Source organism: Thiocapsa roseopersicina, from assembly GCF_900106925.1.
In the GTDB taxonomy this organism is placed as follows: Bacteria; Pseudomonadota; Gammaproteobacteria; order Chromatiales; family Chromatiaceae; genus Thiocapsa; species Thiocapsa roseopersicina.
In genome coordinates, this window is the sequence record NZ_FNNZ01000024.1 from 41,881 (window position 1) to 64,956 (window position 23,076).

A 23,076-nucleotide genomic window follows, 5' to 3' on the forward strand; every position below is an offset into this window, starting at 1 on the left:
TCCGGAAGGACCGTGTCGGCTGGTGGTTGGCGGCTGCCCTACCAGGTGTTGTTGGCTTTGAATGCCTTGATGGCCTCGTGCATCGCGGTCTGGATCTCCGCGGTGTAATCGCCGGTCGTATCGATCTGCTCGATCAAGGCCGCCTGGGCGGACTTCATGTAGCTCTGCATCGCCTGCTCGAAGTCGACGATCTTCTTGACGTCCACGTCGTCGAGATAGCCTTCGTTGGCCGCGAAGAGCGACACCGCCATCTGACCGACGCTCATCGGCGAGTACTGGAACTGCTTCATCAGCTCGGTGACGCGCTCGCCACGCTGCAATTGCTTGCGGGTGGCCTCGTCGAGGTCGGACGCGAACTGCGAGAAGGCCGCGAGCTCGCGATACTGAGCGAGCGCAAGACGGATACCGCCGCCGAGCTTCTTGATGATCTTCGTCTGGGCGGCGCCGCCGACACGCGATACCGACAAACCGGCATTGATGGCGGGGCGAATACCGGCGTTGAAGAGATCGGTCTCGAGGAAGATCTGACCGTCGGTGATCGAGATCACGTTGGTCGGAACGAAGGCCGACACGTCGCCGGCTTGGGTCTCGATGATCGGCAGCGCGGTCAAGGATCCGGTCTTGCCCTTCACGGCACCGCCGGTGGCCTGCTCCACGTAGTTCGCGTTGACGCGCGCGGCGCGCTCGAGCAAACGGGAGTGGAGATAGAAGACGTCACCGGGATAGGCTTCGCGACCCGGGGGCCGACGCAGCAACAGCGAGACTTGGCGATAGGCCCACGCCTGCTTGGTCAAATCATCGTAGACGATCAGGGCGTCCTCGCCCTTGTCGCGGAAGTACTCGCCCATCGTGCAACCCGCGTAGGGCGCGATGAACTGCATGGCTGCGGATTCCGCTGCAGCGGCGGCGACGATGATGGTGTGGTCCATCGCGCCGTGCTCTTCAAGCTTGCGCACCAGCGAGGCGATCGAAGAGTTCTTCTGCCCGATGGCAACGTAGATGCACTTAACGCCGGTACCTTTCTGATTGATGATGGCGTCGACGGCGACGGCGGTCTTGCCGGTCTGGCGGTCGCCGATGATCAGCTCGCGCTGACCGCGACCCACCGGAACCATGGCGTCGATCGCCTTCAGACCGGTCTGAACCGGCTCGTCGACCGACTGACGGGCGATAACGCCGGGGGCGACCTTTTCGATCGGGGAGGTGCCCGATGCCTGAATCGGACCCTTGCCGTCGATCGGGTTGCCCAGCGCATCGACGACGCGCCCGAGCAGTCCTTCGCCGACCGGGACCTCGAGGACGCGTCCGGTGCAGCGCACCCAATCGCCTTCGGACAGATGGGTGTACTCACCCAAGACCACCGCGCCGACCGAGTCGCGCTCGAGGTTCAGCGCAAGCCCGAAGGCGTCGCCGGGGAACTCCAGCATCTCGTAGTACTTGGCGTCCGAGAGACCGTGCACGCGCACGATACCGTCGGTCAAGCTGACGATGGTGCCTTCGGTCCGCGCCTCGGTCTGAAGATCGAGCTTCTCGATCTTTTGTTTGATGAGATCGCTGATCTCGGAAGGATTCAGTTGCATGGCGGTGTCCCGTTCAGAATTGCAATGCGTGAGCCAGTTGCTTGAGCTTGCCGCGGACCGAGTCGTCGATGACGAGGTCCCCGGCGCGAATCTCGATCCCGCCGATCAGGGCGCTGTCGGTCTCGACGGTGACCTCGACCTGCCCGCCGAAGCGCTTCGCGAGCGCGGCGGAAACCGCCGCCTGCTCGGACTCGCTCACGTCGAATGCGCTGCGAATCAGCACGTGGCGCACGCCTTGGTCGGCGGTGCGGCTCGCCTCGAAAAGCCTTGCGATCTCGGGCAGTGCCGCAAGCCTGGCGTTCTCGGTCAGCAACCCCAGGAGATTGGATGCCTCGGGCAGGAGACCATCGCCGCAGACCTCGAGGATGATGTCGCGGATGCGCTCGCGGGGCACGTTCGGGTTGGCGATCTGCTCGGCCATCTGGGGATCGCCCACGACGACCGAGAGCATCTCGAGCGCTTGGGACCAGGCGTCCAACTGACCGACCTCTTTCGCGCGCTCGAACACGGCCTCTGCGTAAGGCCGCGCGATGGTGGTGATGTCTCCGGCCATGGGTGGTCCTTAAAGCTGCTTGGCGAACGATTCGACGAGGCCCTGATGCGCCTTGATGTCGATCTCCTTACGGAGGATCTTCTCGGCGGCGGCGACGGCAAGTGTCGCGACACGCTCGCGAAGCTCTTCGCGGGCACGGTTGGTCTCCCGGTCGATCTCGGCTTGGGCGGCCGCAACCACACGGCCGCTTTCGCTGCGCGCGTCGGCCTTGGCCTCCTCGACGATCTCGGTTGCCCGCTTCTGAGCCTGCGCGACGATATCGGCGGCGGCGGCCTTGGCGTCCTTGATGAGGACGAGGGCGCGCTGCTCGCCGAGCGCCTTCTCTTGATGACCGCGCTCGGCCGCGGCGAGGCCCTCGGCGATCTTCGCCTTGCGCTCCGCCAGCGCCGTGACGATCGGCGGCCAGATAAACTTCATACAGAACCCGACGAACACCGCGAAGGCGATCATCTGGGCGAACAGGGTCAGATTGATATTCATAGCGTTGCCTCGTGCCTATGCCTCATACCGCGTCCGGGAACATGGCCAGCAGCCTCGACCCCGGCGGAAGTGGGATGGGTGTCAGGCAGCGAACATCACGAACAGACCCATGGCGATCGCGATGACGGGCAGCGCGTCGACCAGACCCATGACGATGAAGAACTGGGTGCGGAGCATCGGGATCAGCTCGGGCTGACGGGCTGCGCCTTCGAGAAAGCGCCCGCCCAAGATACCGATACCCACGCCGGCGCCGACCGCACCGAGACCCAGCATCAAGCCAGCACCGATGAACTTGATGACGTCGGCGAACAGGTTAGCGACTTCGAGTTCCATGATTCTCTCCAGTAATTGACGGTGTTAGAGCAGAAAAAACGGGTTAGTGATGCTCCTGGTGGGCCATGTCGAGATAGACGATGGTCAACACCATGAAGATGAATGCCTGCAGCGTGATGATGAGGATATGGAACACGGCCCAGACGAACTGCAGCATGCCGCCGGTGATGTTCAACACCATGCTGCCGCCGTAGAGGAGCGCGATCAGGATGAAGATCATCTCGCCTGCATACATGTTGCCGAACAGACGCAGTGCCAGCGAAAGCGGTTTCGAGAGCAAACTGATGCCTTCGAGCAGGAGGTTGGCGGGCATACCCCACTTGCCGAACGGCTGCATCGTCAGCTCGGCGGCGAAACCGCCGATGCCCTTCATCTTGACGCTGTAATAGAGCACGAGACCGAAGACCACCAAGGCCATCCCGAAGGTGGCGTTCGGATCCGTCGTCGGCACGACGCGCAGGAAGACATGATGCGGGTCTGCACCGAACACCGACATGAGCTGCCCGAAGAGATAAGGAAGCAGATCGACCGGTATCAGGTCCATCAGGTTCATCAGGAAGACCCAGGCGAAGATCGTCAGGGCCAGAGGCCCGACCAGCGGATTCTTTGCAGTGAACGAGCCGCGGACGTTCTCTTCGACGAAGTCGACGATCCATTCCACGAAATTCTGCGCCGTGCCCGGTACGCCGGCGGTCATCTGCTCGGCCACGCGCCGGAAGAACCAGATGAAGAGGTATCCGAGGAGGATCGAGAAGAACATGGTGTCGACGTTGATCGCCCAGAATCCCATCTCGGCAGCCTCGGCACTGGAGTGCGCGAAACCGAAACCATGCTCGGGATGAACGCCGAGCGTCAGGTTGGTGAGATGGTGCTGGATATAAGCCTGGGAGGTGAGCGTTTCGGAAGCAGCCATCGATCGTCTCTCACTTCGTGGTTCGTTCGGGCGTTTGAGCCGCAATCAGGGTCGGGATGACCTGGACCGCGAGATATGCGCCAAGCAACACCGGGAGGTTAAGGTCGTCCAGGGTCACGAAGGCGATCGTGAACAAGCCTAGAATCAATACGATCTTCAGGATCTCGGCACCGTAAATGCGCATGACCAAGCGCGCGGGCTCCCTGGCGCGATAACCGCGAAAGACCAGGGCCGCGAACAAGGCATTGGCCACCAGGCAAGAGCCGGCCCCGACAAGGACCGAGACGGCAACCGAGACGCCGAACGGGAGGGCGAATACCACCGAGGCCAAGCCAAGGAGACTCTGGAGTTTCAGGACCCTTTTGGCCTGGAGCGTGTCCGGCTGATGCATCAGATCGTCATGGTTTGGTTGAGCACACCGCTCACCGGCGCGCAGTATAAGGGGTCGCGTATATAGGGTCAACGCGCTGTCGGCGTTCCGGCAGCGACCGAAAACGATCCTCATGATTGGGGAAAACAATAGACCCGGCGACCGACTCGGGTCTGCGGGAGACTCGGTGGAGCCGATCACTTGATGTGGGCCAGGATACCGTCGAGCTCGTCGAGGCTGTTGTAGGCGATCACCAGCTTGCCGGCACCTCGATTGCCCTGCTGGATCTTGACCCGTGCGCCGAGCTTGTCGGTCAGGTCGGTCTGAAGCCTCCGGATGTTCGGATCGAGATCGGGCTTGTGCTCCGAGGCGCCGAGCCCCTCGCCGGACTGCTGGATCCGGCGCACCAGGCGCTCGGTCTCGCGCACCGAGAGTCCGCCCCTGACAACCTGAGCCGCTGTCGTGCTCTGGTCGTGCCCCCGCAGGCCGAGCAGTGCGCGGGCATGCCCCATCTCCAGCAGGCCCTTCTCGAGAAAGTCGCGGACGTCCGGGTTGAGATCCAGCAGTCGCAACAGGTTGGTCACCATCGAGCGCGACTTGCCCAGCGCATCGGCGATCTGCTGATGGGTCAGGCTGAATTCCTTGAGCAGACGCTCGAGCGCTCCGGCCTCTTCCAGCGGATTCAGATCCGCGCGCTGGATGTTCTCGATCAGTCCGATCGCCAGCGCCGCCTGCTCGTCGACCTCACGCACCACGACCGGGATCTCGGCGAGGCCGGCCTGTTGACAGGCCCGCCAACGCCGCTCCCCCGCGATGATCTCGTAGGTCTCGCCGGCCAAGGGGCGAACAACGATCGGCTGGATGACGCCTTGGGCGAGGATCGAATCGGAGAGCTCGCGCAAGGCATCCGGGTCGAAGTCGTGGCGGGGTTGGTAGCGTCCGGGTCGGATGCACTCCACGGGCAGGCGGGTGATCCGCTCGCTCCCCTGCTCGCCGAGCATGGGGGCGGACGACGCGTCCTCCGGGCTCGACACCGCGACCATCGGCGCACGGGCGGCGCCGAGCAGGGCATCGAGCCCGCGCCCCAGCCCTTTCTTCTTCGGCGGTGATTTCTGCTCGCTATCCATGTTCACCCACCTCAGGCCGCGGACTTGCGCGTCTCGCGACGACGCAGAAGCTCGCTGGCGAGCGCAAGATAGGCCACCGCGCCCTTGGACGCGGGGTCGTAGAGCAGGGCCGGCAAACCGTGACTCGGTGCCTCGGCCAGACGCACGTTGCGCGGGATGATGGTGCGATAGACCTGATCCTTGAAATGGGTGACGAGCTGGGTGGAGACCTGATTGGCGAGGTTGTTGCGCGGGTCGTGCATGGTGCGCAGGATCCCCTCCACCCGCAGCTCCGGGTTGCGGTTGGCGCGGATCTGCTCGATGGTATCCATCAGGGCGGAGAGACCCTCCAGCGCGTAATACTCGCACTGGATCGGGATCAGGACGCCTCCGGCCGCGACCAGCGCGTTGACCGTGAGCATGTTGAGCGACGGCGGACAATCGACGATGACCAGCTCGTAGTCGGCGACCGCATCGGCCAGCACCTTCGCAAAGCGCCGCTCGCGATCGGGCGAGCCGAGCAGCCCGACCTCCGCCGCGGTCAGATCGCCGTTGGCCGGCAGCAGATCGAAGCCCGGCGAGGGGTCATCGACGCGACACAGACAATCGGCGAGCGCGACGTCGCCGAGCAGCAGATCGCAGGTCGAGTTGGCCAGGTTGTGCTTGTCGACCCCGCAGCCCATGGTGGCGTTGCCTTGCGGGTCGAGGTCGACCAGCAGGACGCGCCGCTTGAGCGAGGCCAGCGAGGCCGCCAGATTGACCGCGGTCGTGGTCTTGCCGACGCCGCCCTTCTGGTTGGCAATGGCGATGATGTTGACCATAGGGGACTCAGTCACTCCGGAGCTCGATGAGGTGGCGCTCGACGTCGAGGAAGGGGATTCGCAGCGGATGGACGTGCACGGACCCGTCCGACAGGTCTTGCATGCGCGCGACGTCGTCGAGGTCGCGCCCCTTCATCAGGAGCAATCGGCCCGGACGCGCCAGCAGATCCCGGTGAGCGGCACCGAGCAGATCGGCAGCCGCGACGGCACGACTCACTATGGTACTGAAGTTTCGCCCCGGCCGGTATGTCTCCATCCGGGCATGGACCGTCTCGACGTTGTCGAGCCGCAGCTCCAAGACCGCTTGGCGGACGAATCGCAGCTTCTTCTGATTGCTGTCGAGCAGCCAAAAGCGCCGTTGCGGCTCGACGATCGCCAGCGGCAAGCCAGGCAGACCGGCGCCCGTGCCGAGGTCCAGGATGCTCTCGCCGAACAGAAATGGCCGAACGGCGAGGCTGTCGAGCAGATGCTTGGAGACCACCTCGACAGGGTCGCGCACCGCGGTCAGGTTGTAGGCCCGGTTCCATCGCGCCAAGAGTGCGATGAGATGCAGCAGGCGCTCATGCGCAGTGCCGTCCAGTGCGAGATCCAGCTGCGTTGCGCCTCGTGACAGCCGCTCGGACAGGTCCGAGACCGATGCACCTTCGACGGCGGCGAGGGTTTCGGTCGTCATCAGGCGCAGCGTCGCTTGAGGTGGATCAGCAGCAGCGACACCGCCGCCGGGGTCACGCCCGGGATGCGTGCGGCCTGACCGAGTGTGTGCGGTCGCACCCGATTGAGCTTCTCGCGCACCTCGGTCGAGAGGCCCCGCACCTGATCGAAGTCGAAATCCTCGGGCAGCGCTCGTGCGTCCTGATCACGATGGCGGTCGATCTCGTCGCGTTGGCGCTCGATGTAACCCTGATAGCGTGCTTGGATCTCAAGCTGCTCGGTGACGTCGGCAGGCAGAGGCTCGGGCGGATCGCCGGCGAGGGTCGCGACCCCGGCATAGCCGACGTTCGGGCGGGCGAGCAGCTCGGAGGCGCGCACCTCGCGCCGCAGCGGCTCGCCGAGGATGCGCTCGGCGAGCGCCTGATCGACCCGCTCGGGACGCACGAAGGTCTCGCGCAGGCGCTGGCGCTCGCGCTCGATCGCCTCGCGCTTGTCCTCGAAGCGACGCCACTGCGCATCGCCGACCAGGCCGAGCCGTCGGCCCGACTCGGTCAGGCGCAGGTCGGCGTTGTCCTCGCGCAGCATCAGCCGATATTCGGCGCGACTGGTGAACATCCGGTAGGGCTCGGCCGTCCCGCGCGTGATGAGGTCGTCGACCATGACGCCGAGATAGGCCTCGTCGCGCCGCGGCAGCCAAGGGTCGCGACCCTGAACCGCAAGGGCTGCGTTGACCCCGGCCAGCAGGCCCTGCGCCGCGGCCTCTTCGTAACCGGTCGTCCCGTTGATCTGGCCGGCGAAGTAGAGACCCTGAATATAGCGGGTCTCCAGCGAGGGCTTCAGATCGCGCGGATCGAAGAAGTCGTACTCGATCGCATAGCCCGGGCGGGTGATGTGGGCCTGCTCGAATCCGACGATCGAGCGCACCAACGCCTGTTGGATGTCGAAAGGCAGGCTGGTGGAGATGCCGTTCGGATAGACCTCATGGGTCTCGAGCCCCTCGGGCTCGACGAAGATCTGATGCGACGTCTTCTCGGCGAAGCGCACCACCTTGTCCTCGATCGAGGGACAATAGCGCGGTCCGACGCCGGCGATGACGCCGGTGTAGAGCGGCGAGCGCGAGAGGCCCGAATGGATGATCTCGTGGGTCCGCGCGTTAGTGTGGGTGATGTAACAGCTCACCTGGCGCGGATGATCCCCTGCGCTGCCCATGTAGGAGAAGACCGGCACCGGCACGTCGCCGGGCTGCTCGGCCAGGCGTGCGAAATCGATGCTCCGCCCGTCGATGCGCGGCGGCGTGCCCGTCTTGAGACGCTCGACGCGAAACGGCAGCTCGCGCAGGCGCCGCGAGAGGGCATTCGACGGTGGATCGCCGGCCCGTCCGCCCTCATAGTTCGAGAGTCCGATATGGATGCGACCGCCCAGGAAGGTCCCGACCGTGAGCACGACCGCATGTGCCCGAAAGCGCAACCCCATCTGAGTCTCGACGCCGACCACCCGGCCGTGCTCGATCAGCAGGTCTTCGACCGACTGCTGGAAGAGTGTGAGTCCGGGCTGGTTCTCGACCGCCGAGCGCACCGCGGCCTTGTAGAGGATGCGATCGGCCTGGGCGCGTGTCGCCCGCACCGCCGGACCCTTGCTGGCGTTGAGGATGCGAAACTGGATTCCGCCGCGATCCGCCGCACGAGCCATCAACCCGCCCAGGGCGTCAATCTCCTTGACCAAATGGCCCTTGCCGATACCCCCGATGGCCGGGTTACAGCTCATCTGGCCGACCGTTTCGATATTCTGGGTCAGAAGGAGCGTGCGCAGACCGCAGCGGGCCGCCGCGAGCGCCGCTTCGGTGCCCGCGTGACCGCCGCCCACCACCACCACGTCGTAAGGATCGCCGACCATCATGAAGGGAAACCCAAGTCTATGAGACCACGCAGTTTAACCCAGAAGCCCGCACGGATTCCCCTATGGCGATACATCTGACCCGGCGCGTTCCGCACGAGTCGGCCAGTCTCGGGGAACGCGTGCTCGAGGCCGCACGGGCCGTGATCCTCGGCAAGGACCACGAGCTTCGGCTGGCTTTGGCCTGTCTGTTGGCGCGCGGTCATCTCCTGATCGAGGATGTGCCCGGCGTGGGCAAGACCACCCTGGCGCACCTGCTCGCACGCCTGCTCGGCCTGGAGTACGCCCGAATCCAGTTCACGAGCGATCTGCTGCCCGCGGACGTGATCGGGGTGTCGGTCTACGATCGGGCCGCCGAGTCGTTTCGCTTCCATCCCGGACCCGTCTTCTCCCAGCTGGTGCTCGCAGACGAGATCAACCGGGCCACTCCCAAGGCGCAGAGTGCGCTCCTGGAGGCGATGGAGGAGCGCCAGGTGACGGTCGAGGGCGAGACCCGACCCCTGCCCGAGCCCTTCTTCGTGATTGCGACCCAGAACCCGCTCTTTCAGGTCGGGACCTTTCCGCTGCCCGAGTCCCAGTTGGATCGGTTCCTGATGCGGATTCGACTCGGCTATCCTGCGGCCGAGCAGGAGAAGGCCCTGCTGGCGGGAGAGGATCGGCGCACCATGGTCGCGCGTCAACAGCCAGTCCTGATCGGCGGGCAGTTGATGGCGTTGCAACAGAAGGTCGTCGAGGTCCACGCCGCTCCCGCCATCATCGAGTATGTCCATGCCATCCTTGCGCTCACGCGCAGCAGCGAGCGGTTCCTGCACGGGCTCTCCCCGCGCGCGGGGCTCGGGATGCTGCGCGCGGCCAAGGCCTGGGCGCTGCTTTCCGACCGCGATTACGTGATTCCGGAGGACATCCAGGCCGTCCTGCCCTCCTGCGTCGTGCATCGATTGGCGGCCTCGGAGTATGGGGGGCGGCTCGACGAGGAGGCTGTGGTGAGTGCGATCCTCGATCGTGTCGCGCTCGCTTAAGCTGCGTTCGGCGGCACCTACAACCGCGGGAGTACAGGCGACCGCTGGGGCGCTACCCATCACCGTCGCGGTTGACGCCGCTTAAGCGAGGATTTTTTGGGTGAGGATCACGCATGTTCGACTGGACGCGCTTTAAGGCTAGACGGCTCGGTAGCTTGTTTCGCCGGGTGGCGCGTGGGGGCGACGGGGTTGCGCGGGTCGGGCGTCGTCAGATCTATATCCTGCCGACGGGAAACGGGCTGCGTTTCGGTGCGGTGCTCTTCGTCATGCTGCTCGGCTCGCTCAATTATCAGAACAACCTGGGGCTGCTCTTTACCTTTTTTCTCGCCTCCGTCGCGCTCGTGGCCATGCACCACACCTGGTTCAATCTGCTCGGGCTTTCGGTTCAGGCTCGCGGCGGCCCGCCGGTCTTCGTCGGGGACGATGCCGCTTTCGAGGTCGTCGTCGGCACCGACGGGAAGCGGGCGCGCTACGACATCGGGATTCCGGCGGGCGAGATGCGACATCAGGCGATCGCGATCCCGGGCGGTGACTGCGGCACGATCCGCATCGCTCGCCCGACACTGCGACGCGGCCTGTCGGTGCTCGACGAGGTGACGGTCGAGACGCGCTACCCGCTGCACCTCTTTCGCGCCTGGTGCTATGTGCAGACCGATGCGACGACCTTGGTCTATCCGCAGCCGGCTCAGGTCGCGCCAGAGCCCGGATCCGCGGCGGGCGACACCGAGCCGCGCCCCCGGCAAGGACCCGAGGGGATGGAGGATTATCTGGGACCGCGACCATACCGCGACGGCGATTCACCCGGACAGATTGATTGGAAGGCGTACGCGCGCGAGCGTGGGCTCGTCGTGAAGCAATTCGGAGGGGATCAAGGGCAGGAGGTCTGGATCGATTGGGCCGGACTGACCGCGACGGATCCGGAAACCAGGATCAGTCTGCTGACGCGCCAGGTCCTCGACGCGGCCGAAGCCCGGGTCCGCTTCGGCTTGCGACTGCCCGGTCTCGAAGAGGCCCCGGGGCGAGGCGACGGCCATCTCCAACGCTGCCTGACACATCTGGCGCTTTACGATCATGTCCAAGCGAACGATCCCCTCCAACGAGCGGCCTGAGCGGACCCAGATCCTCTGGGTCACGCTGGTCCTGATCGCGGCCTATGTCCCGCTCGCGGGGCATCTCGCGCTGCAGATCAGCGCCTTTGTCGGGCTGCTCTTCGCGATCCGTCTTGCGTCGCTGCGCTGGCCGGCGGTCCTTCCGGGCACCTGGCCGTTGGCGGCCTTGACCCTGATCGGCGTCGCCAACGCGGCGGTCACCTATCAGGGCTGGTCGGGCCAGAACGCGGGCACGGCGCTCTTCGTCTCCATGCTGGTGCTCAAGCTCATGGAGCTGCGGCGCAAGTCGGACATCCGCCTGGTCGCGACCCTGATCGGGTTTCTGGTGGTCGTCGAGTTCCTGTTCGACCAATCGCCTTGGTTGGTGCTCTATCTGGCTGCCGTGGTCTTGGGCGGCATCGCCCTGCTGGTGGATCTGAACGGCGGGCTCGGGGAGGCGCGACGGCGCAGTGCCGTCGCGGTCGCCGTCAGGCTCTCGCTCCAGGCCCTTCCGCTGACACTCATCCTCTTCCTGCTGTTTCCGCGTCTGAGTGCCCCGCTGTGGAGTCTGGGCCTGGACCCGAGCAAGGCCACGACCGGGATCTCGGACAGCCTCGAGCCGGGCGCGATCAGCGAGCTCGTGCTCAACGGGGAGCTGGCGTTTCGCGCCCGTTTCGACGGCACGCCGCCCGCTGCCGATCAGCTCTATTGGCGCGGCCCCGTCCTCTGGGAGACCGACGGGCGCCGCTGGTCGGTCGGGAAGGACATCGCGAGCATCGACCCGGCCGGCACACTCTTGGAGGCGGCGCGCCCGATCGACTACGAGGTGACCCTGGAGCCGACCGATCAGCGCTGGCTCTTCGCGCTGGACATGCCGAACAGCATCCCGGACGGGGCCTTTGTCAGTCCGGATCATCAACTGATCGCGCGCCAGGTCGTCAGCGCAGTCAAGCGCTACCGGGTGACCTCCGCGCTCGACTATCGCACCGCCGCCCCGGATCCGGCACGCCTTGCCGCCGGACTGCAGGTCCCGGACAACGTGACGCCGCGGATGCGCCGGCTGGTCGAGGAGTGGCGCAGCCGATCGGAGAACGATTGGGCGCTGGTGCAAGCCGGGCTGCAGTTCTTCAACCGCGAATCCTTCCATTACACCCTGATGCCGCCGCGCCTCGGCGCGAACCCGACCGACGAGTTCCTCTTCGAGACCCAACGTGGATTCTGCGAGCACTACGCCAGTAGCTTTGCCGTCTTGATGCGCATGGCCGGCATCCCATCGCGAATCGTCCTCGGCTATCTCGGGGGCGAGCTCAACCGCGTCGGCGGCTATCACATGGTCTGGCAGTCCGACGCTCATGCCTGGGTCGAGGTGCTGATCGAGGGGCGCGGCTGGGTGCGGGTCGATCCAACCGCGGCGGTCGATCCCTCTCGCGTCGACAACAGCGGGGCCTCGCGCATGCTGGGCGCGGGCCCTTCGGTGCGCTTCACCCTGGAACAAGCCGACGCCATCGCCCGTTTCGCGCGCAACATGCGCCTCTTCGCCGACAGCCTGGATGCGGCCTGGCAGGATTGGGTCCTGGGCTTCTCGGTCGAGGATCAACTAGCCCTGCTGCAACGGCTTCGGCTGGGCGAGCTGCGCGAGTACGGGCTGGTCGCACTGATGCTCGCCGCACTCGGCCTCACCCTCGGGATCCTGGTGCTCGCCTCGATTCGCGAGCGTAAACCGCTCGACCCGCTTCAAGCCGAATACGCCCGCTTCTGCAAACGCCTCACCGGGATCGGGATCGATCGCCTGCCGAACGAGGGCCCCGTGGACTATGCCGGACGCGTCGTCGCGCAACGTCCGGACCTCGCACCCATGGTCGAGCGCTTCATGGATCTATATATCCCTGCGCGGTACGGACCGGGGGATCCGCGCGAGACCCTGACCGCACTCGCCGATCTGCTGCGCGACTTTCGGCCCCGATCACCGCGTGCCCGTCGGGGTTGAAGGAGTCCGAGATCGCGACTCGCGACTCGCGACGGCACGAGGTTTCCCCGAACGCACTAAGGAGCCGTTCAATAACAAGCGACCCATCTTAGCCCCTCTCCCCTCGCGGGAGAGGGGTTGGGGAGAGGGGGAGAAAGAACCAGAATGGCTCAGTCGTTTCTGAACCGTTACTAAGTTCTCCGCGCGCAATGCCGGCGATCTTCAACGCGATCTCTTCCGGCGAGAGAACGAAATCGATGCACCCGCTGGCGATGGCGCTCTCGGGCATGTCCGGCTGCAGGGCGGTTTCGAGCGCCTGCGCGATGGTGATCCCTCCAACGTCCTTGATGCCGCAAAGTGCCGCCGCACCATCGCCATCGTAGCCGGAGACGATCACGGCGATCAGCTGGCCGTTCCAATCCTCGGTCAGTGAACGCCGAAAGACCGTAATCGCGTCGAGCCAGCCTCTCGGCTTCGAGATCGGCTCGAGACGGAACTCGTGACCGAGAATGTAAGCCGCGAGGCGCGTTGGTTCGAGTGCGCAGATCGGTCCGTCGCGATGCACATCCGACAGGCAGTGTCGCATCCGGATGATCCAATGCGCCCTTCGCCGGATCCACTCCGCTAGAAAAACCGCTCGCCGCAAAACGCCGTAAACGGGGTTTCTCGTTTGACCGATCGAGAGCCGCCGGTCACCGGATGCCCGAGACCCGAAGGCCATCGAGCTGCGGACCCGCCGCAGAGTCATCGCGGGATCCGCACAGGCCCGACGACGGTCGACGTCTTCAACCTTGGCAGAGAGAGCAACGAAAATATGAGCCAGCATTCGCATCTCACCCTGTGGCGTCGTGACTTCGGCGTCGTCCCGGCCGCCGAGCGCCGTCTCGCCCGTTTTGCCCTGCAGTGGCTCGACAGCTTCCCGGCCGCACGCGTCGCCTTGAGGAACGACGACGCCCTCGAGTCGATGTGGCGGTTGACCCTTCCGCTGCTTGATCCCGAGGCCGTGGCGGGCTGGCTGCCGCCGGTTGACGAAGGGTCGCCGGACGAAGATGCCGACATCCGAGGCGGGTCGAACCTGCTCAACGTGCTCAAGAAGCAGTACCGCCGCGAGTGGCCGAGCGACGAGGATCCGCCGCTGGATCACCGCCAGCAGGATCGGGCCAAAGGCTTCTTGAAGTCGCTGCCGCGCGCTGTCTTGACGCGTCTGGCCAAGGCCGACGGGCGGACGCCGGTCTCGACGACCATCGCCTTGCTCGGCGAGGTTCTCGGGCTCGACGAGGCCAGTCTCTGCGTGCTCGATTTCCTGGAGCAGCGCGAGCAGTCCGAGGCGCTGCGCAGTGTCTTGCGCGCGGGCAGCCGAAGCGGCGGGCGGACCAATCTGGAGCGCTTGGCCGGGGTTCTGGGGCTCGATCGGAGTGCCGTGCGCGAGGCCTTGGCCAAGCGCGCCCCGCTGCGCAGCCTCGGGTTGGTCGACCGGGAGACCCGTCACCAGGCCGATCTGGAGGACTACCTAGCCCCGCAAAGCCTCCTGCGCGACGTGCTCGATGCCGCGCCGCAGGACAGCGAGGCGCTGCTTGCGCTCCTGATCGAGCCGGCGCCCGTCGGTGCCTGGCGACTGGATGCCTTCCCGCATCTGGTCGCCGAGAGCGTTCGCCTGAGCGCGACCCTGGGCCGCGCCGCGGCCACCGGGGCGGTCGGCGTGAACGCGCTCTTCTACGGCGCGCCCGGCACCGGCAAGACCGAGCTGGCGCGTGCCCTGGTCGCGGCGTGCGGGCTGCGGGCCTATCAGGTGCGCAGCGCCGACGAGGACGATGACGGGCTGAATCGCGACGGGCGTCTGTCGGCCTATCTGGTCGCGCAGCGCCTGCTCGGGCGACGCGGCGGCGCGGTGCTGATCTTCGACGAGGTCGAGGACGTGTTCGACGAGGGCGGCGGCCTGCTCGCGTTGCTGGGCGGGCGGCAGAGCGCGGGTCGGCAGAAGGGCCGAATGAATCGCATCCTCGAGGAGAACGCGGTGCCGGCGATCTGGATCACCAATCGCACCGAGGGGATGGATCCGGCCTTCCTGCGCCGCTTCCTGCTGCCGGTTGCCTTCAAGACCCCGCCGCGGTCGGTCCGGCGCCGGATGGCCGAGTGCCATCTCGGGGACGCGGCACTGCCGCCGACGCTGCTCGACGAGCTGGCGACGGACACCGCCCTGGCCCCGGCGCAGCTGGGCGCGGCCCGCCGTCTGCTCGACCTGCACCCGGAGGCGCCGGCCGAGCAGACCGTGCGCGACGGCATCGGGGCGCTGCGCAGCCTCCTGCACGGGGCACCGGGGCCGCGCCGACGCCGGACGGGTACGGCGTTCGACGTCGCCTATCTGAATCTGGCCGGCGACATCACGCCGGGCGCGATCGCCCGCGCGCTGGCCGAACGGGGGCACGGCAGCCTGTGCTTCTACGGTCCGCCGGGGACCGGCAAGACCGCCTTTGCCGAGGTGCTGGCCGAGGCGCTCGACCGCGAGCTGGTGGCGCGGCAGGCCTCCGACTTGGTCTCGCCCTATGTCGGGGAGACCGAGCAGAACCTGGCTCGGCTGTTTCGCGCGTGCGACCCGGCGCACACGGTCCTGCTGCTCGACGAGGTCGACAGCTTCCTCGCCGACCGACGAGCGGCCCGCCACGGCTGGGAGCGTACGCAGGTGAACGAGCTGTTGCAGCAGATGGAAGGCTTTCCCGGCATCTTCATCGCGGCAACGAACCTGATGTCGGGCATCGATGCCGCGGCGCTGCGGCGGTTCGACTTCAAGCTGCACTTCCGTGCATTGAAGCCGGCCCAGCGCCTCGCCCTGTTCGCCCGCGAGGCGCTCGGCGACGCCACAGCCCCGGTCCCGCCGGAGATCGCGCGGCATCTAACGGCGCTGGAGAGCCTGACACCCGGTGACTTCGCCACGGTCTGCCGCCAGCGTGAGCTGCTCGGCGAGACCCCGACACCGGAGCAGTTCCTGCGCCGGCTGATCGCGGAGTGTCGGTTGAAGGGAGAGGAGATGGTCAGGGCGGCGTGATCCCGGAGGGGGTCGACTCGCTCCGGTCGGCGCCGAAGCGGATCTGGGCGGGATCCGCTTCGGCGGTGTGGTTCAGTGCATGGAACGTCAAGTCGACCGAACGGTCACGGACGATGAACGCGTACCTTGACCTCGGTGGCCACAACAAAACAGCCTCGCCAAGAACCGAGATCGTGGCCATTAAACAGCGACAGGACTCGATTCATGACGGCGCGGCGTCCCGGTTGCTTCATGCGTATCAGCAGAATTCCATGATGAGTGCCTGGCTTAAACCGCCTCACGTCGGAAAAATCGAGATCCTGAGTGATCAGGAAACGACCGCTGCTCTGAGCGCCAGCCCAAACATCCGGATCGGAATGGCCCATCAAACCCTCATCAACGACGGAATCGATGTCATGCCCCAAGGCTGACAGGTCCGCCATCAAAGTGGAGGGGATGTTTTCATCCAGCTTGATCTTCACGCAACCTTCGGGATCGCCGGAATCGGCAGATCCTCCTCCGCCGAAGCCGCTGCAAATGCAATCACAGCCTGAAGATCCTCTTCGGATATCGTCGGATAAGCGGCCAGGACTTGGGCGATACTGTCGCCGTCGGCCAGGCTCGCCAGCAGAGTCCGAAGCGTAACGCGTGTTCCGCGAATCACGGTTTCACCGCCGCAGATATCCGGTTTGGCGTCGAAATGCGCAAGGTAGCTCATGATGTCTCCCACCCTGAAAATCATGCCCAATTGGGCTGATGAACGCAGGTCTTTGTCAACAGATCTCGCCGATGGATAGCGATACCCGTTGGTCGCCAGGAACTTGTTAGGAGTACGACGCGCAGTGTCGCATACGAAGGATATCGTTGCAGCACCTCGCAGGACACGTATCGAGATCCGTCGCCGACCCCGGTGTCCTGCAAGGTTATGACGCCGGTCGGCAGCATCATAAGGAGTCACGACAATGCTCTTGAGCATCAACCCCGAGACCGGCGCTACAGACAAGCGGCGGACCCTGCGTCTGCAGTCGTTCGGGCTCGATGAGCGGCCGCTGTAGGGGATCCTCTTGCGCTCGCTGGACCGCCTCTTTCCCGATGACGAGCTGCTCCTGCTGATGCAGTCCCGCGCATGGCAGGAAGAGCCTGATCTGATGGCCATCGACCGCGAGGGCCGGCTCTTTATCTTCGAGCTGAAGGCGTGGGAATCGCAGGCATCGAACCTCCTGCAGGTGCTCCGTTACGGTCAGCTCTTCGGCAGCATGGGATACGCCGAGCTGGATGTCTGGTTCAAGACGTCCACCGATCCGTCCCGATCGCTCAAGAGGGCACATCGGGCGAAATTCGAGGTCGAGCTCCCGGAAGAGGCGTTCAACCGCAAGCAGGTCTTTGTCGTCGTGGCAAACGGTTAGGTTGATCGAGCCCGAGAGTCAGTCCGGTCGCAGCGCTCGAGCGGGTAGGCACGTAAGAACACACTTGAGGAGCAATCATCGATGAGTATGGAATTCCTAACGCTCGCCCAGCGCATCGCCGAAGCTGCCGCGGATGGCGGGTTGACAGTCGAACAAATCCGCGAAATCGCTCGCTCGCAATTCGGCGAGATCAACTGCTACCCCGGCGTGCCCGGCGACCGCTGCCATCAACTCGCGCTTTTCGTTGCCTTGCACGGTCAATTGCGCAAGGGCAAGGGTCATGAGAACTGCGCCCAAATTCTGGAAGAAATGATCCGTCACCTCCAGGGACGCTGTCCTGGAACGACCCGACACGCGGTGCTGATCCTCGATGCGTGGTGGCATGACCACTACGAAAAATGGCGCGCCAACATCGAGACCATCAAGCACGACGGCGTGCGCATCGAAGTCTATCTGATCGGCGCCGGCGGCTGGGTCGCACCGCTACCGGTGTGAAATACGAAGGATATCGTTGCAGCACCTCGCAGGACATGTAGCGAGATCCATCGGCGATCTCGGTGTCCTGCAAGGTCGCGACGGTGTTCGGCACCTTCATCAAGGAGTCACGACATGCTCTTGAGCATCAACCCCGAGACCGGCGAGACGGACAAGCGGCGGACCCTGCGTCTGCAGTCGTTCGGGCTCGACGAGCGGGCGCTGCAAGGGATCCTCTTTCGCTCGCTGGATCGTCTCTTTCCCGATGACGAGCTGCTCCTGCTGATGCAGTCCCGCGCATGGCAGGAAGAGCCTGATCTGATGGCCATCGACCGCGAGGGCCAGCTCTTTATCTTCGAGCTGAAGGCGTGGGAGTCGCAGGCATCGAACCTCCTGCAGGTGCTCCGTTACGGTCAGCGCTTCGGGAGCATGGGATACGCCGAGCTGGATGTCTGGTTCAAGACGTCCACCGATCCATCCCAATCGCTCAAGACGGCACATCGCGCCAAATTCGAGGTCGACCTTGCGGAAGATGCCTTCAACCGCAAGCAGGTCTTTGTCGTCATGACCAACGGCTTGGATTATCGAACCCGCGAGGCCGTCCGGTATTGGCGCGCGAGCGGGTTGGATGTCCGTCCATGGGTCTATCGTATCTATGCCGGTATCCCGGACGAGATGTTGCTCGAGATGTCGCCCTTCAGGGTTTGCGACAACCCTTACGAGGATATCGCCGAGGGCTACTACGTTCTCAACACGAATTTCAAGAACAGCCCCCGAGACCACGATGACATGCTGGCGAGCCGGAAAGCCGCGGCCTATTTCGATCCCTGGAAGTTCAAGATCGAGCGGTTGGCACGCGGCGACATGGTCTTTCTCTATCAATCCGGGGTCGGCATCGTCGCCGTCGGCGAGGCGGACGGGTCGCTGATCAAATCGCCCTACCAAGGTCGCGCGGAACATCCCGACGAGGAGTACGCGATGAGACTGCGCCGTTTTCGGACGGTCTCGCCGCCCTTGGCTGCGCAGGCGATCAAACAGATCACCGGCATCAACCACGTCTTCATGAGCACCCTGTTCGGCCTCGATGTCGACAGCGGCAAGGCCATTCTCAAGCACATCACGCAGCCGCTACCGCCGCAGATCACATCGGCGTAACGGTGTCGGGGGAGACCATCCCCGGACGACCCGGCACCTGATGCGACCGGCCGAGAATCGCGCCTCGACCCTGCCCAGATGGACGGAAACCATGCATCCGACAGACACGACCGAGGCGACCGAAAACACGAGCGAACCGCGTCTCGACTGGCACCTCCTCCAGATGCGCGACGCGAGCGATATTTGGTGCACCAAACGCGACACCACGCAGGTCGCCGCGGTCGAGGGCGGCTGGCTGTTCCGCTTTCGCCACTACGACGGCTCGCAGTCCGCCATGAGCACCCAGGCCCTGACCTTCGTGCCGGACCCGGAGCATCGGTGGTCGCCCGAGCAGACCAAGCCACACTGGGAGCGTCTGGGCAGCGCCGTCGCTATGGGCTACAACGACCGCACGGCCCGCATGACGGTGCCCGGCGGCTGGGTCTATCTGAGCGCGTTCGCCACGCGCGGCGGGAATCTGACCCTCGCGTTGGTGTTTGGGCCAACGGAGACGCTCTGAGTAGAGCATGCCGTCCCCGTAGCGAAAGCGCACTTCGGGGCTGCGCCGGATAGCTGCTTGAAACGCTGAAGGGGCCTTGCTGACCCTGACCGACCGTCCAAGTCCCGGCTCCCTCGTGACATTGCTCCCGCGGTGTCACGGCTCTCGCGGTCCTCCGCGCCAGAGGCCCCTTTCGGCTTGCATGATCAACGAGGCACGGAACGACATCAGGCGGATTCCGGCCCCCCGAGTAGCACCCACGCATCCGCCTGCTACACTGGACCCGTCGTTCTCGGCGAATGATCTGTCGGGCGTCAGGATCCAGCTCGACTGGACCCTGAGACGCCGGGGCGTTCGGAGAGGATCTTCGACAGGCTGCACCCATTGAAGCACGTTGAGGCGATCTGCGGGGCACGAGTACACCATGGTCCGTTGCGCACATCGCGGAATCCCGAGGCCCTAAAATTCGCCTCGTACCAAATCCAATGATGACCAAAGCAGGGAGAGCTAAACCATGACCGCATTCGACTCTATCGTCACCCCGATCGCATCAGTGATCAACTCCCTACCCACCGGCCGTTATGGGGAGGTCCTCTTCGAGAACTTGGCTTCCGACGATCTTCCGAACCCCGAATTCTTCCTCCATCCTGATCCGGATGTCCACGAAGGACCAGATGACCATCAGCGTCTGAGAGCCATGTCCGAAACCACACCTCTACTGGGGCTCTATGTGCCGATGCACAGTCCCGGGCAGTTGATTCTATTCAGCAACAATCTCCGCTGCTTCTACTGGTCGCTGATGCTGAATCATCGACATGGTCTGCCTTACCTGACGCCGCTCGATCTTCAGGGTGCACTGGATCTAGTGATCAGAAAGACCTACCAGCATGAGCTGTTCCATTTTCATTGCGACGTCCTGCGCCAACTTCTCGGTAGCCAGTACCGTCGCGATCACGAAGAAGCACTGGCTGTCGCGTGGTCACGGCAGCAAATCACCGGCCAGCGAGGCGTATGGAACAGCAAGATCGGCAGAATGAATGGAGTGCTCTATGCACGTTTACTCGACGCCGCATTTGCTTTCCGTTCGCCCGGCTATCGCGATTGGCCACAGTTCGCAGACGATAGTCGCTTTCGTCCCGCATTGATAAGCTACCTTGCCGATCCTAATGCACTATCACACCTCGAAGCGAATGGTATAAGCAATCTGCCTGACCTTCTGGTTGGTTTGGTGGGTCGCGTTTCCGGCGGGCTCGTTGAATCGGCGATCTAATGCTGACTCGGCGGCGATGGGTTGATCGGAGATACGTACGACGGACGAAGTTAGCATTATCGTGGCATTCAAGAGAATGCGTGAATAGGAGGCGATAGAATATGAGCGTAGCAAGACTGCTCGGGGATATCAACGCACGGTTCGAAACTAGAACAATGGCGACCAAGAACAGCGTCGGGATCCTTCTGCCGGATGTTTATCGCCGAGTTTCTACTCTTCAGGCGGCGAAGAAACTCGTCGAGGATCAATTGGCGCCGGATTTTTGCATCTTCGACTACATGAAAAACAATGAGAACGGCCTATCGCGCTGCCTGGCTGATCTCTTCGACCCATGTGGAAGACATGGCCAGCGGAGCCTGTTTCTGAGTACGTTCCTGAAGCAAACTGGTGTTGGTGATTGGATCGAAGTGTCGGGCTGCCCACTCGTCAAGACTGAGAAGACGACAAACAAGGGACGTCGAATCGATATTTTTATGGAATTCGATAACGGCGTCATTGGGATAGAGAACAAGCCATGGGCGGGAGATCAGGACCGCCAACTCTCGGATTATGCGGATTGGCTGGAGACGTTTCCTGGCAAGAACCACTGGACGCTGATCTTTCTCAGCAATAGGGGACCGGGCGAATCAAGCATCGCGGGAGATCGGGTTAATTCTCTGACCGAAGAGAAACACTTCTTTCAAATGAGTTACCGTGATCTAGCCGACCGGTTACAGGATAGCGCAGGAAAGACGAAAGCCCTGACAGTCCGGATCTTTGTTGAAGAACTGGCGAAATATTTACGAACTAGAGTCAATCAGGAGATTGATATGACTGAAGAATACGAAGTGAAGCAAAGCGTCCTGGCATCCAGCGAGAACCTTGCGGCAGCATTTCTAGTGGCAAATTCGTTCGAGAATATCAAGCGGGATCTACTTCAAAAGCTAGAGAAAGACCTCCGAGCAGCACTAAGTGAAAAAAGCTACCAACTGCGATACAACAAGGAGTTCTTCAATGGCAGAGGCTGGAACGGCATAGGCATTCTCTTCGATAGAGATCAGGATGTATGCCTTTCTTTTGAATTCGACGCCAACGGGTATCGAGAATTTGCCTGGGGAATCGTGAAAACAAAAGAGGAGATCAAAAAGCCTGAGACAACGACGCTTAAGATTAACGAGATCATGACAACGCTTTTTGGCCACCCCGGAGATCAAGACACGATCTACACATGGTGGCCTTGGTTTATTTATGCAAATGATATTGAATTCGACAAAGCGTTTCGTGCTTGGCAGAGCAATCCAAAGCCTTGGCAAGCCATGCTCGACGGTTCGTTGGCAAATACCATGGTTGCTATCGCTGTCAAAGTCCACGACGCTTTCAAAGACCGTATGGATCTTTTGTTGCCGATCACAACGATGTCGGTAGCCGCTGGGGCGCCCAGCCACTCGCAGGATGATGGCGCAAGTCCCAATCTCTCGGTTCAGGGCAACGTCGAGATGACCGGTTGAACGCTGCGACTCAACTCGCTTTCGCTCAACACCGCGGTTTAAGGGCCGGCAGCCAACAAGACGCGCTGCTGGTTGCCGGCGAGATTCATCAGGCGTCCAATCTGGCGGTCCGCCATCTTGCCTGCGATTCTGTAGACGGACTCTGCGCGGTCGCCGACGGCGTCGCGATCAGCCCCTACCCTCAGAGGGCAAGCCGCACCGTGCTCGAGGCCCTGTGCGGAATCGGCCCGCAGCATGACGATTTGCTGCAAGACGGTTGGATCGGTCCGCGGCTGATTCGCAGGCACGTCCATCCCGCGTTGTGTCGGGCGCTCGCCGGGGATCGACGCACCCGTGGTTCCGCGTGCACCTTGGCCATGCTGCAATGGCGCGCGGGGCGGTTCAGCGTGCTCAACGTCGGGGATTCGCGGGTGTATCGCATCGACCGGGAGGGTCGCTGGCAGCAGTTGTCGCGGGATCACACCTATTTTCAGTCCATGGTCGAGCGCGGGGAGATCGCCGCCGATCAGTACGTGGGTCAGCTGTATCAGGATCTGGAGCATATGCTCGGGGCCGACGAGGCCGAGGATGACTTTGCGATCCATTGGCGCCCGGGGGATTGGACGCCGGAAGAGACCTTTCTGATCTGCACGGACGGTCTGCACGACACGCTCGGGCAGGATGCGTTGGAAGCGCTGTTTCGCACCGAGCGCCCGCTGGATGCGCAGGCAGCGGTTTTTCTCGATGCGGTGTTGGAGGCGGGTGCGCCGGATAATGTGTCGCTGATTTTGGGGCGAATGGCGAACACGGGAACCGCTTGACGGTGCGCTGGGCGGCGTTGATGAGACCGTTCAGCGCGCGTCGAGGGCGGTCTTCGGGATTGGCGCGTGGGGGTCGACCTTGCTCGCTTTCAGGGCGGTTGAAGAAGACGACTGCAAGTCGTCGATCCCGGGGTTGTGTCGCTTCGCGACGATCGGCGGCATGGTTTCCGGCCTGCCGGAGGAACAAGGCCCCGGTGACCGAACATGATGG

The 23,076-nt window shown here is 63.7% G+C and carries 24 protein-coding genes; 11 read left to right on the forward strand and 13 right to left on the reverse strand.

The window, feature by feature from the left end; translation table 11 throughout:
• Positions 1 to 38: 38 nt before the first annotated feature.
• The 10 genes from atpA to mnmG all read right to left on the reverse strand — a co-directional run bounded on the left by atpA (position 39) and on the right by mnmG (position 8,703).
• Positions 39 to 1,580, reverse strand: a complete 1,542-nt coding sequence (gene atpA / locus BLV04_RS19680; RefSeq protein ID WP_093036422.1) for a F0F1 ATP synthase subunit alpha — start codon at positions 1,578 to 1,580, stop codon at positions 39 to 41.
• A gap of 13 nt (positions 1,581 to 1,593) precedes the next feature.
• Positions 1,594 to 2,133 carry a F0F1 ATP synthase subunit delta gene (locus tag BLV04_RS19685; protein ID WP_093036425.1) on the reverse strand — a complete coding sequence of 180 codons (540 nt, stop codon included), beginning with the start codon at positions 2,131 to 2,133 and terminating at the stop codon, positions 1,594 to 1,596.
• Positions 2,134 to 2,142: 9 nt separating this feature from the next.
• Positions 2,143 to 2,613, reverse strand: coding sequence for a F0F1 ATP synthase subunit B (locus BLV04_RS19690; protein WP_093036428.1), 471 nt, complete (start codon positions 2,611 to 2,613; stop codon positions 2,143 to 2,145).
• An 81-nt stretch (positions 2,614 to 2,694) separates the two neighbouring features.
• Positions 2,695 to 2,946 carry a F0F1 ATP synthase subunit C gene (gene atpE / locus BLV04_RS19695; protein WP_007193473.1) on the reverse strand — a complete coding sequence of 84 codons (252 nt, stop codon included), beginning with the start codon at positions 2,944 to 2,946 and terminating at the stop codon, positions 2,695 to 2,697.
• 43 nt (positions 2,947 to 2,989) lie between these two features.
• A complete protein-coding gene (atpB, locus tag BLV04_RS19700) occupies positions 2,990 to 3,859 on the reverse strand; it encodes a F0F1 ATP synthase subunit A (RefSeq protein ID WP_093036431.1) in 870 nt (289 codons plus the stop codon).
• A 10-nt stretch (positions 3,860 to 3,869) separates the two neighbouring features.
• A complete protein-coding gene (locus BLV04_RS19705; RefSeq protein ID WP_093036434.1) occupies positions 3,870 to 4,250 on the reverse strand; it encodes an ATP synthase subunit I in 381 nt (126 codons plus the stop codon).
• 176 nt (positions 4,251 to 4,426) lie between these two features.
• Positions 4,427 to 5,356, reverse strand: a complete 930-nt coding sequence (locus BLV04_RS19710; RefSeq protein WP_093036437.1) for a ParB/RepB/Spo0J family partition protein — start codon at positions 5,354 to 5,356, stop codon at positions 4,427 to 4,429.
• An 11-nt stretch (positions 5,357 to 5,367) separates the two neighbouring features.
• On the reverse strand, positions 5,368 to 6,156 hold the full coding sequence (locus BLV04_RS19715; protein WP_093036441.1) for a ParA family protein: 789 nt from the start codon (positions 6,154 to 6,156) through the stop codon (positions 5,368 to 5,370).
• 7 nt (positions 6,157 to 6,163) lie between these two features.
• Entirely contained in the window at positions 6,164 to 6,829 is a 666-nt protein-coding gene (gene rsmG / locus BLV04_RS19720) for a 16S rRNA (guanine(527)-N(7))-methyltransferase RsmG (RefSeq protein WP_093036444.1), read from the reverse strand.
• The gene (gene mnmG, locus BLV04_RS19725) at positions 6,829 to 8,703 is read right to left on the reverse strand and encodes a tRNA uridine-5-carboxymethylaminomethyl(34) synthesis enzyme MnmG (RefSeq protein ID WP_093036447.1); all 1,875 of its coding nucleotides are present in this window, start codon (positions 8,701 to 8,703) and stop codon (positions 6,829 to 6,831) included. The genes rsmG and mnmG overlap by 1 nt, the downstream gene beginning before the upstream one ends.
• A gap of 62 nt (positions 8,704 to 8,765) precedes the next feature.
• On the opposite strand from mnmG, the gene BLV04_RS19730 reads away from it, so the two are divergent.
• The 3 genes from BLV04_RS19730 to BLV04_RS19740 all read left to right on the forward strand — a co-directional run bounded on the left by BLV04_RS19730 (position 8,766) and on the right by BLV04_RS19740 (position 12,794).
• Entirely contained in the window at positions 8,766 to 9,719 is a 954-nt protein-coding gene (locus tag BLV04_RS19730) for an AAA family ATPase (protein ID WP_093036450.1), read from the forward strand.
• A 113-nt stretch (positions 9,720 to 9,832) separates the two neighbouring features.
• The gene (locus tag BLV04_RS19735) at positions 9,833 to 10,828 is read left to right on the forward strand and encodes a DUF58 domain-containing protein (RefSeq protein WP_093036453.1); all 996 of its coding nucleotides are present in this window, start codon (positions 9,833 to 9,835) and stop codon (positions 10,826 to 10,828) included.
• On the forward strand, positions 10,791 to 12,794 hold the full coding sequence (locus tag BLV04_RS19740; RefSeq protein WP_093036456.1) for a transglutaminase TgpA family protein: 2,004 nt from the start codon (positions 10,791 to 10,793) through the stop codon (positions 12,792 to 12,794). The genes BLV04_RS19735 and BLV04_RS19740 overlap by 38 nt, the downstream gene beginning before the upstream one ends.
• Before the next feature lie 88 nt (positions 12,795 to 12,882).
• Here BLV04_RS19740 and BLV04_RS19745 read toward each other — a convergent pair whose 3' ends face one another.
• Positions 12,883 to 13,359 carry a chemotaxis protein CheB gene (locus BLV04_RS19745; protein ID WP_093036459.1) on the reverse strand — a complete coding sequence of 159 codons (477 nt, stop codon included), beginning with the start codon at positions 13,357 to 13,359 and terminating at the stop codon, positions 12,883 to 12,885.
• Between the two features lie 228 nt (positions 13,360 to 13,587).
• Between BLV04_RS19745 and BLV04_RS19750 the strand changes: the two genes are divergently transcribed.
• Positions 13,588 to 15,816 (forward strand): AAA family ATPase, encoded by a 2,229-nt coding sequence (locus tag BLV04_RS19750; protein WP_093036463.1) that lies wholly within the window; start codon positions 13,588 to 13,590, stop codon positions 15,814 to 15,816.
• Between the two features lie 104 nt (positions 15,817 to 15,920).
• Here the strand turns inward: BLV04_RS19750 and BLV04_RS24530 are convergent, their stop codons facing one another.
• Both BLV04_RS24530 and BLV04_RS25725 read right to left on the reverse strand, forming a co-directional pair.
• Positions 15,921 to 16,277, reverse strand: a complete 357-nt coding sequence (locus BLV04_RS24530) for a DUF5615 family PIN-like protein (protein ID WP_139191972.1) — start codon at positions 16,275 to 16,277, stop codon at positions 15,921 to 15,923.
• Positions 16,274 to 16,753, reverse strand: a complete 480-nt coding sequence (locus BLV04_RS25725; protein WP_245731957.1) for a DUF433 domain-containing protein — start codon at positions 16,751 to 16,753, stop codon at positions 16,274 to 16,276. The genes BLV04_RS24530 and BLV04_RS25725 overlap by 4 nt, the downstream gene beginning before the upstream one ends.
• A 106-nt stretch (positions 16,754 to 16,859) precedes the next feature.
• Between BLV04_RS25725 and BLV04_RS19765 the strand changes: the two genes are divergently transcribed.
• The 7 genes from BLV04_RS19765 (at position 16,860) to BLV04_RS19795 (ending at position 22,865) form a co-directional block, all read left to right on the forward strand.
• The gene (locus BLV04_RS19765; protein WP_093036472.1) at positions 16,860 to 17,201 is read left to right on the forward strand and encodes a PDDEXK family nuclease; all 342 of its coding nucleotides are present in this window, start codon (positions 16,860 to 16,862) and stop codon (positions 17,199 to 17,201) included.
• Positions 17,202 to 17,282: 81 nt separating this feature from the next.
• Positions 17,283 to 17,696 (forward strand): hypothetical protein, encoded by a 414-nt coding sequence (locus BLV04_RS19770; RefSeq protein WP_139191973.1) that lies wholly within the window; start codon positions 17,283 to 17,285, stop codon positions 17,694 to 17,696.
• Positions 17,697 to 17,810: 114 nt separating this feature from the next.
• A complete protein-coding gene (locus BLV04_RS19775; protein WP_093036478.1) occupies positions 17,811 to 18,830 on the forward strand; it encodes a PDDEXK family nuclease in 1,020 nt (339 codons plus the stop codon).
• A gap of 91 nt (positions 18,831 to 18,921) precedes the next feature.
• Positions 18,922 to 19,329: a hypothetical protein gene (locus tag BLV04_RS19780; protein WP_139191974.1), complete on the forward strand. Its 408-nt coding sequence runs from the start codon at positions 18,922 to 18,924 to the stop codon at positions 19,327 to 19,329.
• Positions 19,330 to 19,822: 493 nt separating this feature from the next.
• Positions 19,823 to 20,578, forward strand: a complete 756-nt coding sequence (locus BLV04_RS19785; RefSeq protein ID WP_093036484.1) for a hypothetical protein — start codon at positions 19,823 to 19,825, stop codon at positions 20,576 to 20,578.
• Between the two features lie 101 nt (positions 20,579 to 20,679).
• On the forward strand, positions 20,680 to 22,065 hold the full coding sequence (locus BLV04_RS19790) for a PDDEXK-like family protein (protein WP_093036487.1): 1,386 nt from the start codon (positions 20,680 to 20,682) through the stop codon (positions 22,063 to 22,065).
• The gene (locus tag BLV04_RS19795) at positions 22,062 to 22,865 is read left to right on the forward strand and encodes a PP2C family protein-serine/threonine phosphatase (RefSeq protein ID WP_093036490.1); all 804 of its coding nucleotides are present in this window, start codon (positions 22,062 to 22,064) and stop codon (positions 22,863 to 22,865) included. The genes BLV04_RS19790 and BLV04_RS19795 overlap by 4 nt, the downstream gene beginning before the upstream one ends.
• Positions 22,866 to 23,076 lie beyond the last annotated feature (211 nt).

Bases quoted from the DNA above. Each gene is read 5' to 3' on its own strand.
- atpA (WP_093036422.1), bottom strand. From the start codon at position 1,580: ATGCAACTGAATCCTTCCGAGATCAGCGATCTCATCAAACAAAAGATC.
- BLV04_RS19685 (WP_093036425.1), bottom strand. From the start codon at position 2,133: ATGGCCGGAGACATCACCACCATCGCGCGGCCTTACGCAGAGGCCGTG.
- BLV04_RS19690 (WP_093036428.1), bottom strand. From the start codon at position 2,613: ATGAATATCAATCTGACCCTGTTCGCCCAGATGATCGCCTTCGCGGTG.
- atpE (WP_007193473.1), bottom strand. From the start codon at position 2,946: ATGGAACTCGAAGTCGCTAACCTGTTCGCCGACGTCATCAAGTTCATC.
- atpB (WP_093036431.1), bottom strand. From the start codon at position 3,859: ATGGCTGCTTCCGAAACGCTCACCTCCCAGGCTTATATCCAGCACCAT.
- BLV04_RS19705 (WP_093036434.1), bottom strand. From the start codon at position 4,250: ATGCATCAGCCGGACACGCTCCAGGCCAAAAGGGTCCTGAAACTCCAG.
- BLV04_RS19710 (WP_093036437.1), bottom strand. From the start codon at position 5,356: ATGGATAGCGAGCAGAAATCACCGCCGAAGAAGAAAGGGCTGGGGCGC.
- BLV04_RS19715 (WP_093036441.1), bottom strand. From the start codon at position 6,156: ATGGTCAACATCATCGCCATTGCCAACCAGAAGGGCGGCGTCGGCAAG.
- rsmG (WP_093036444.1), bottom strand. From the start codon at position 6,829: ATGACGACCGAAACCCTCGCCGCCGTCGAAGGTGCATCGGTCTCGGAC.
- mnmG (WP_093036447.1), bottom strand. From the start codon at position 8,703: ATGATGGTCGGCGATCCTTACGACGTGGTGGTGGTGGGCGGCGGTCAC.
- BLV04_RS19730 (WP_093036450.1), top strand. From the start codon at position 8,766: ATGGCGATACATCTGACCCGGCGCGTTCCGCACGAGTCGGCCAGTCTC.
- BLV04_RS19735 (WP_093036453.1), top strand. From the start codon at position 9,833: ATGTTCGACTGGACGCGCTTTAAGGCTAGACGGCTCGGTAGCTTGTTT.
- BLV04_RS19740 (WP_093036456.1), top strand. From the start codon at position 10,791: ATGTCCAAGCGAACGATCCCCTCCAACGAGCGGCCTGAGCGGACCCAG.
- BLV04_RS19745 (WP_093036459.1), bottom strand. From the start codon at position 13,359: ATGCGACACTGCCTGTCGGATGTGCATCGCGACGGACCGATCTGCGCA.
- BLV04_RS19750 (WP_093036463.1), top strand. From the start codon at position 13,588: ATGAGCCAGCATTCGCATCTCACCCTGTGGCGTCGTGACTTCGGCGTC.
- BLV04_RS19770 (WP_139191973.1), top strand. From the start codon at position 17,283: ATGAGTATGGAATTCCTAACGCTCGCCCAGCGCATCGCCGAAGCTGCC.
- BLV04_RS19775 (WP_093036478.1), top strand. From the start codon at position 17,811: ATGCTCTTGAGCATCAACCCCGAGACCGGCGAGACGGACAAGCGGCGG.
- BLV04_RS19780 (WP_139191974.1), top strand. From the start codon at position 18,922: ATGCATCCGACAGACACGACCGAGGCGACCGAAAACACGAGCGAACCG.
- BLV04_RS19785 (WP_093036484.1), top strand. From the start codon at position 19,823: ATGACCGCATTCGACTCTATCGTCACCCCGATCGCATCAGTGATCAAC.
- BLV04_RS19790 (WP_093036487.1), top strand. From the start codon at position 20,680: ATGAGCGTAGCAAGACTGCTCGGGGATATCAACGCACGGTTCGAAACT.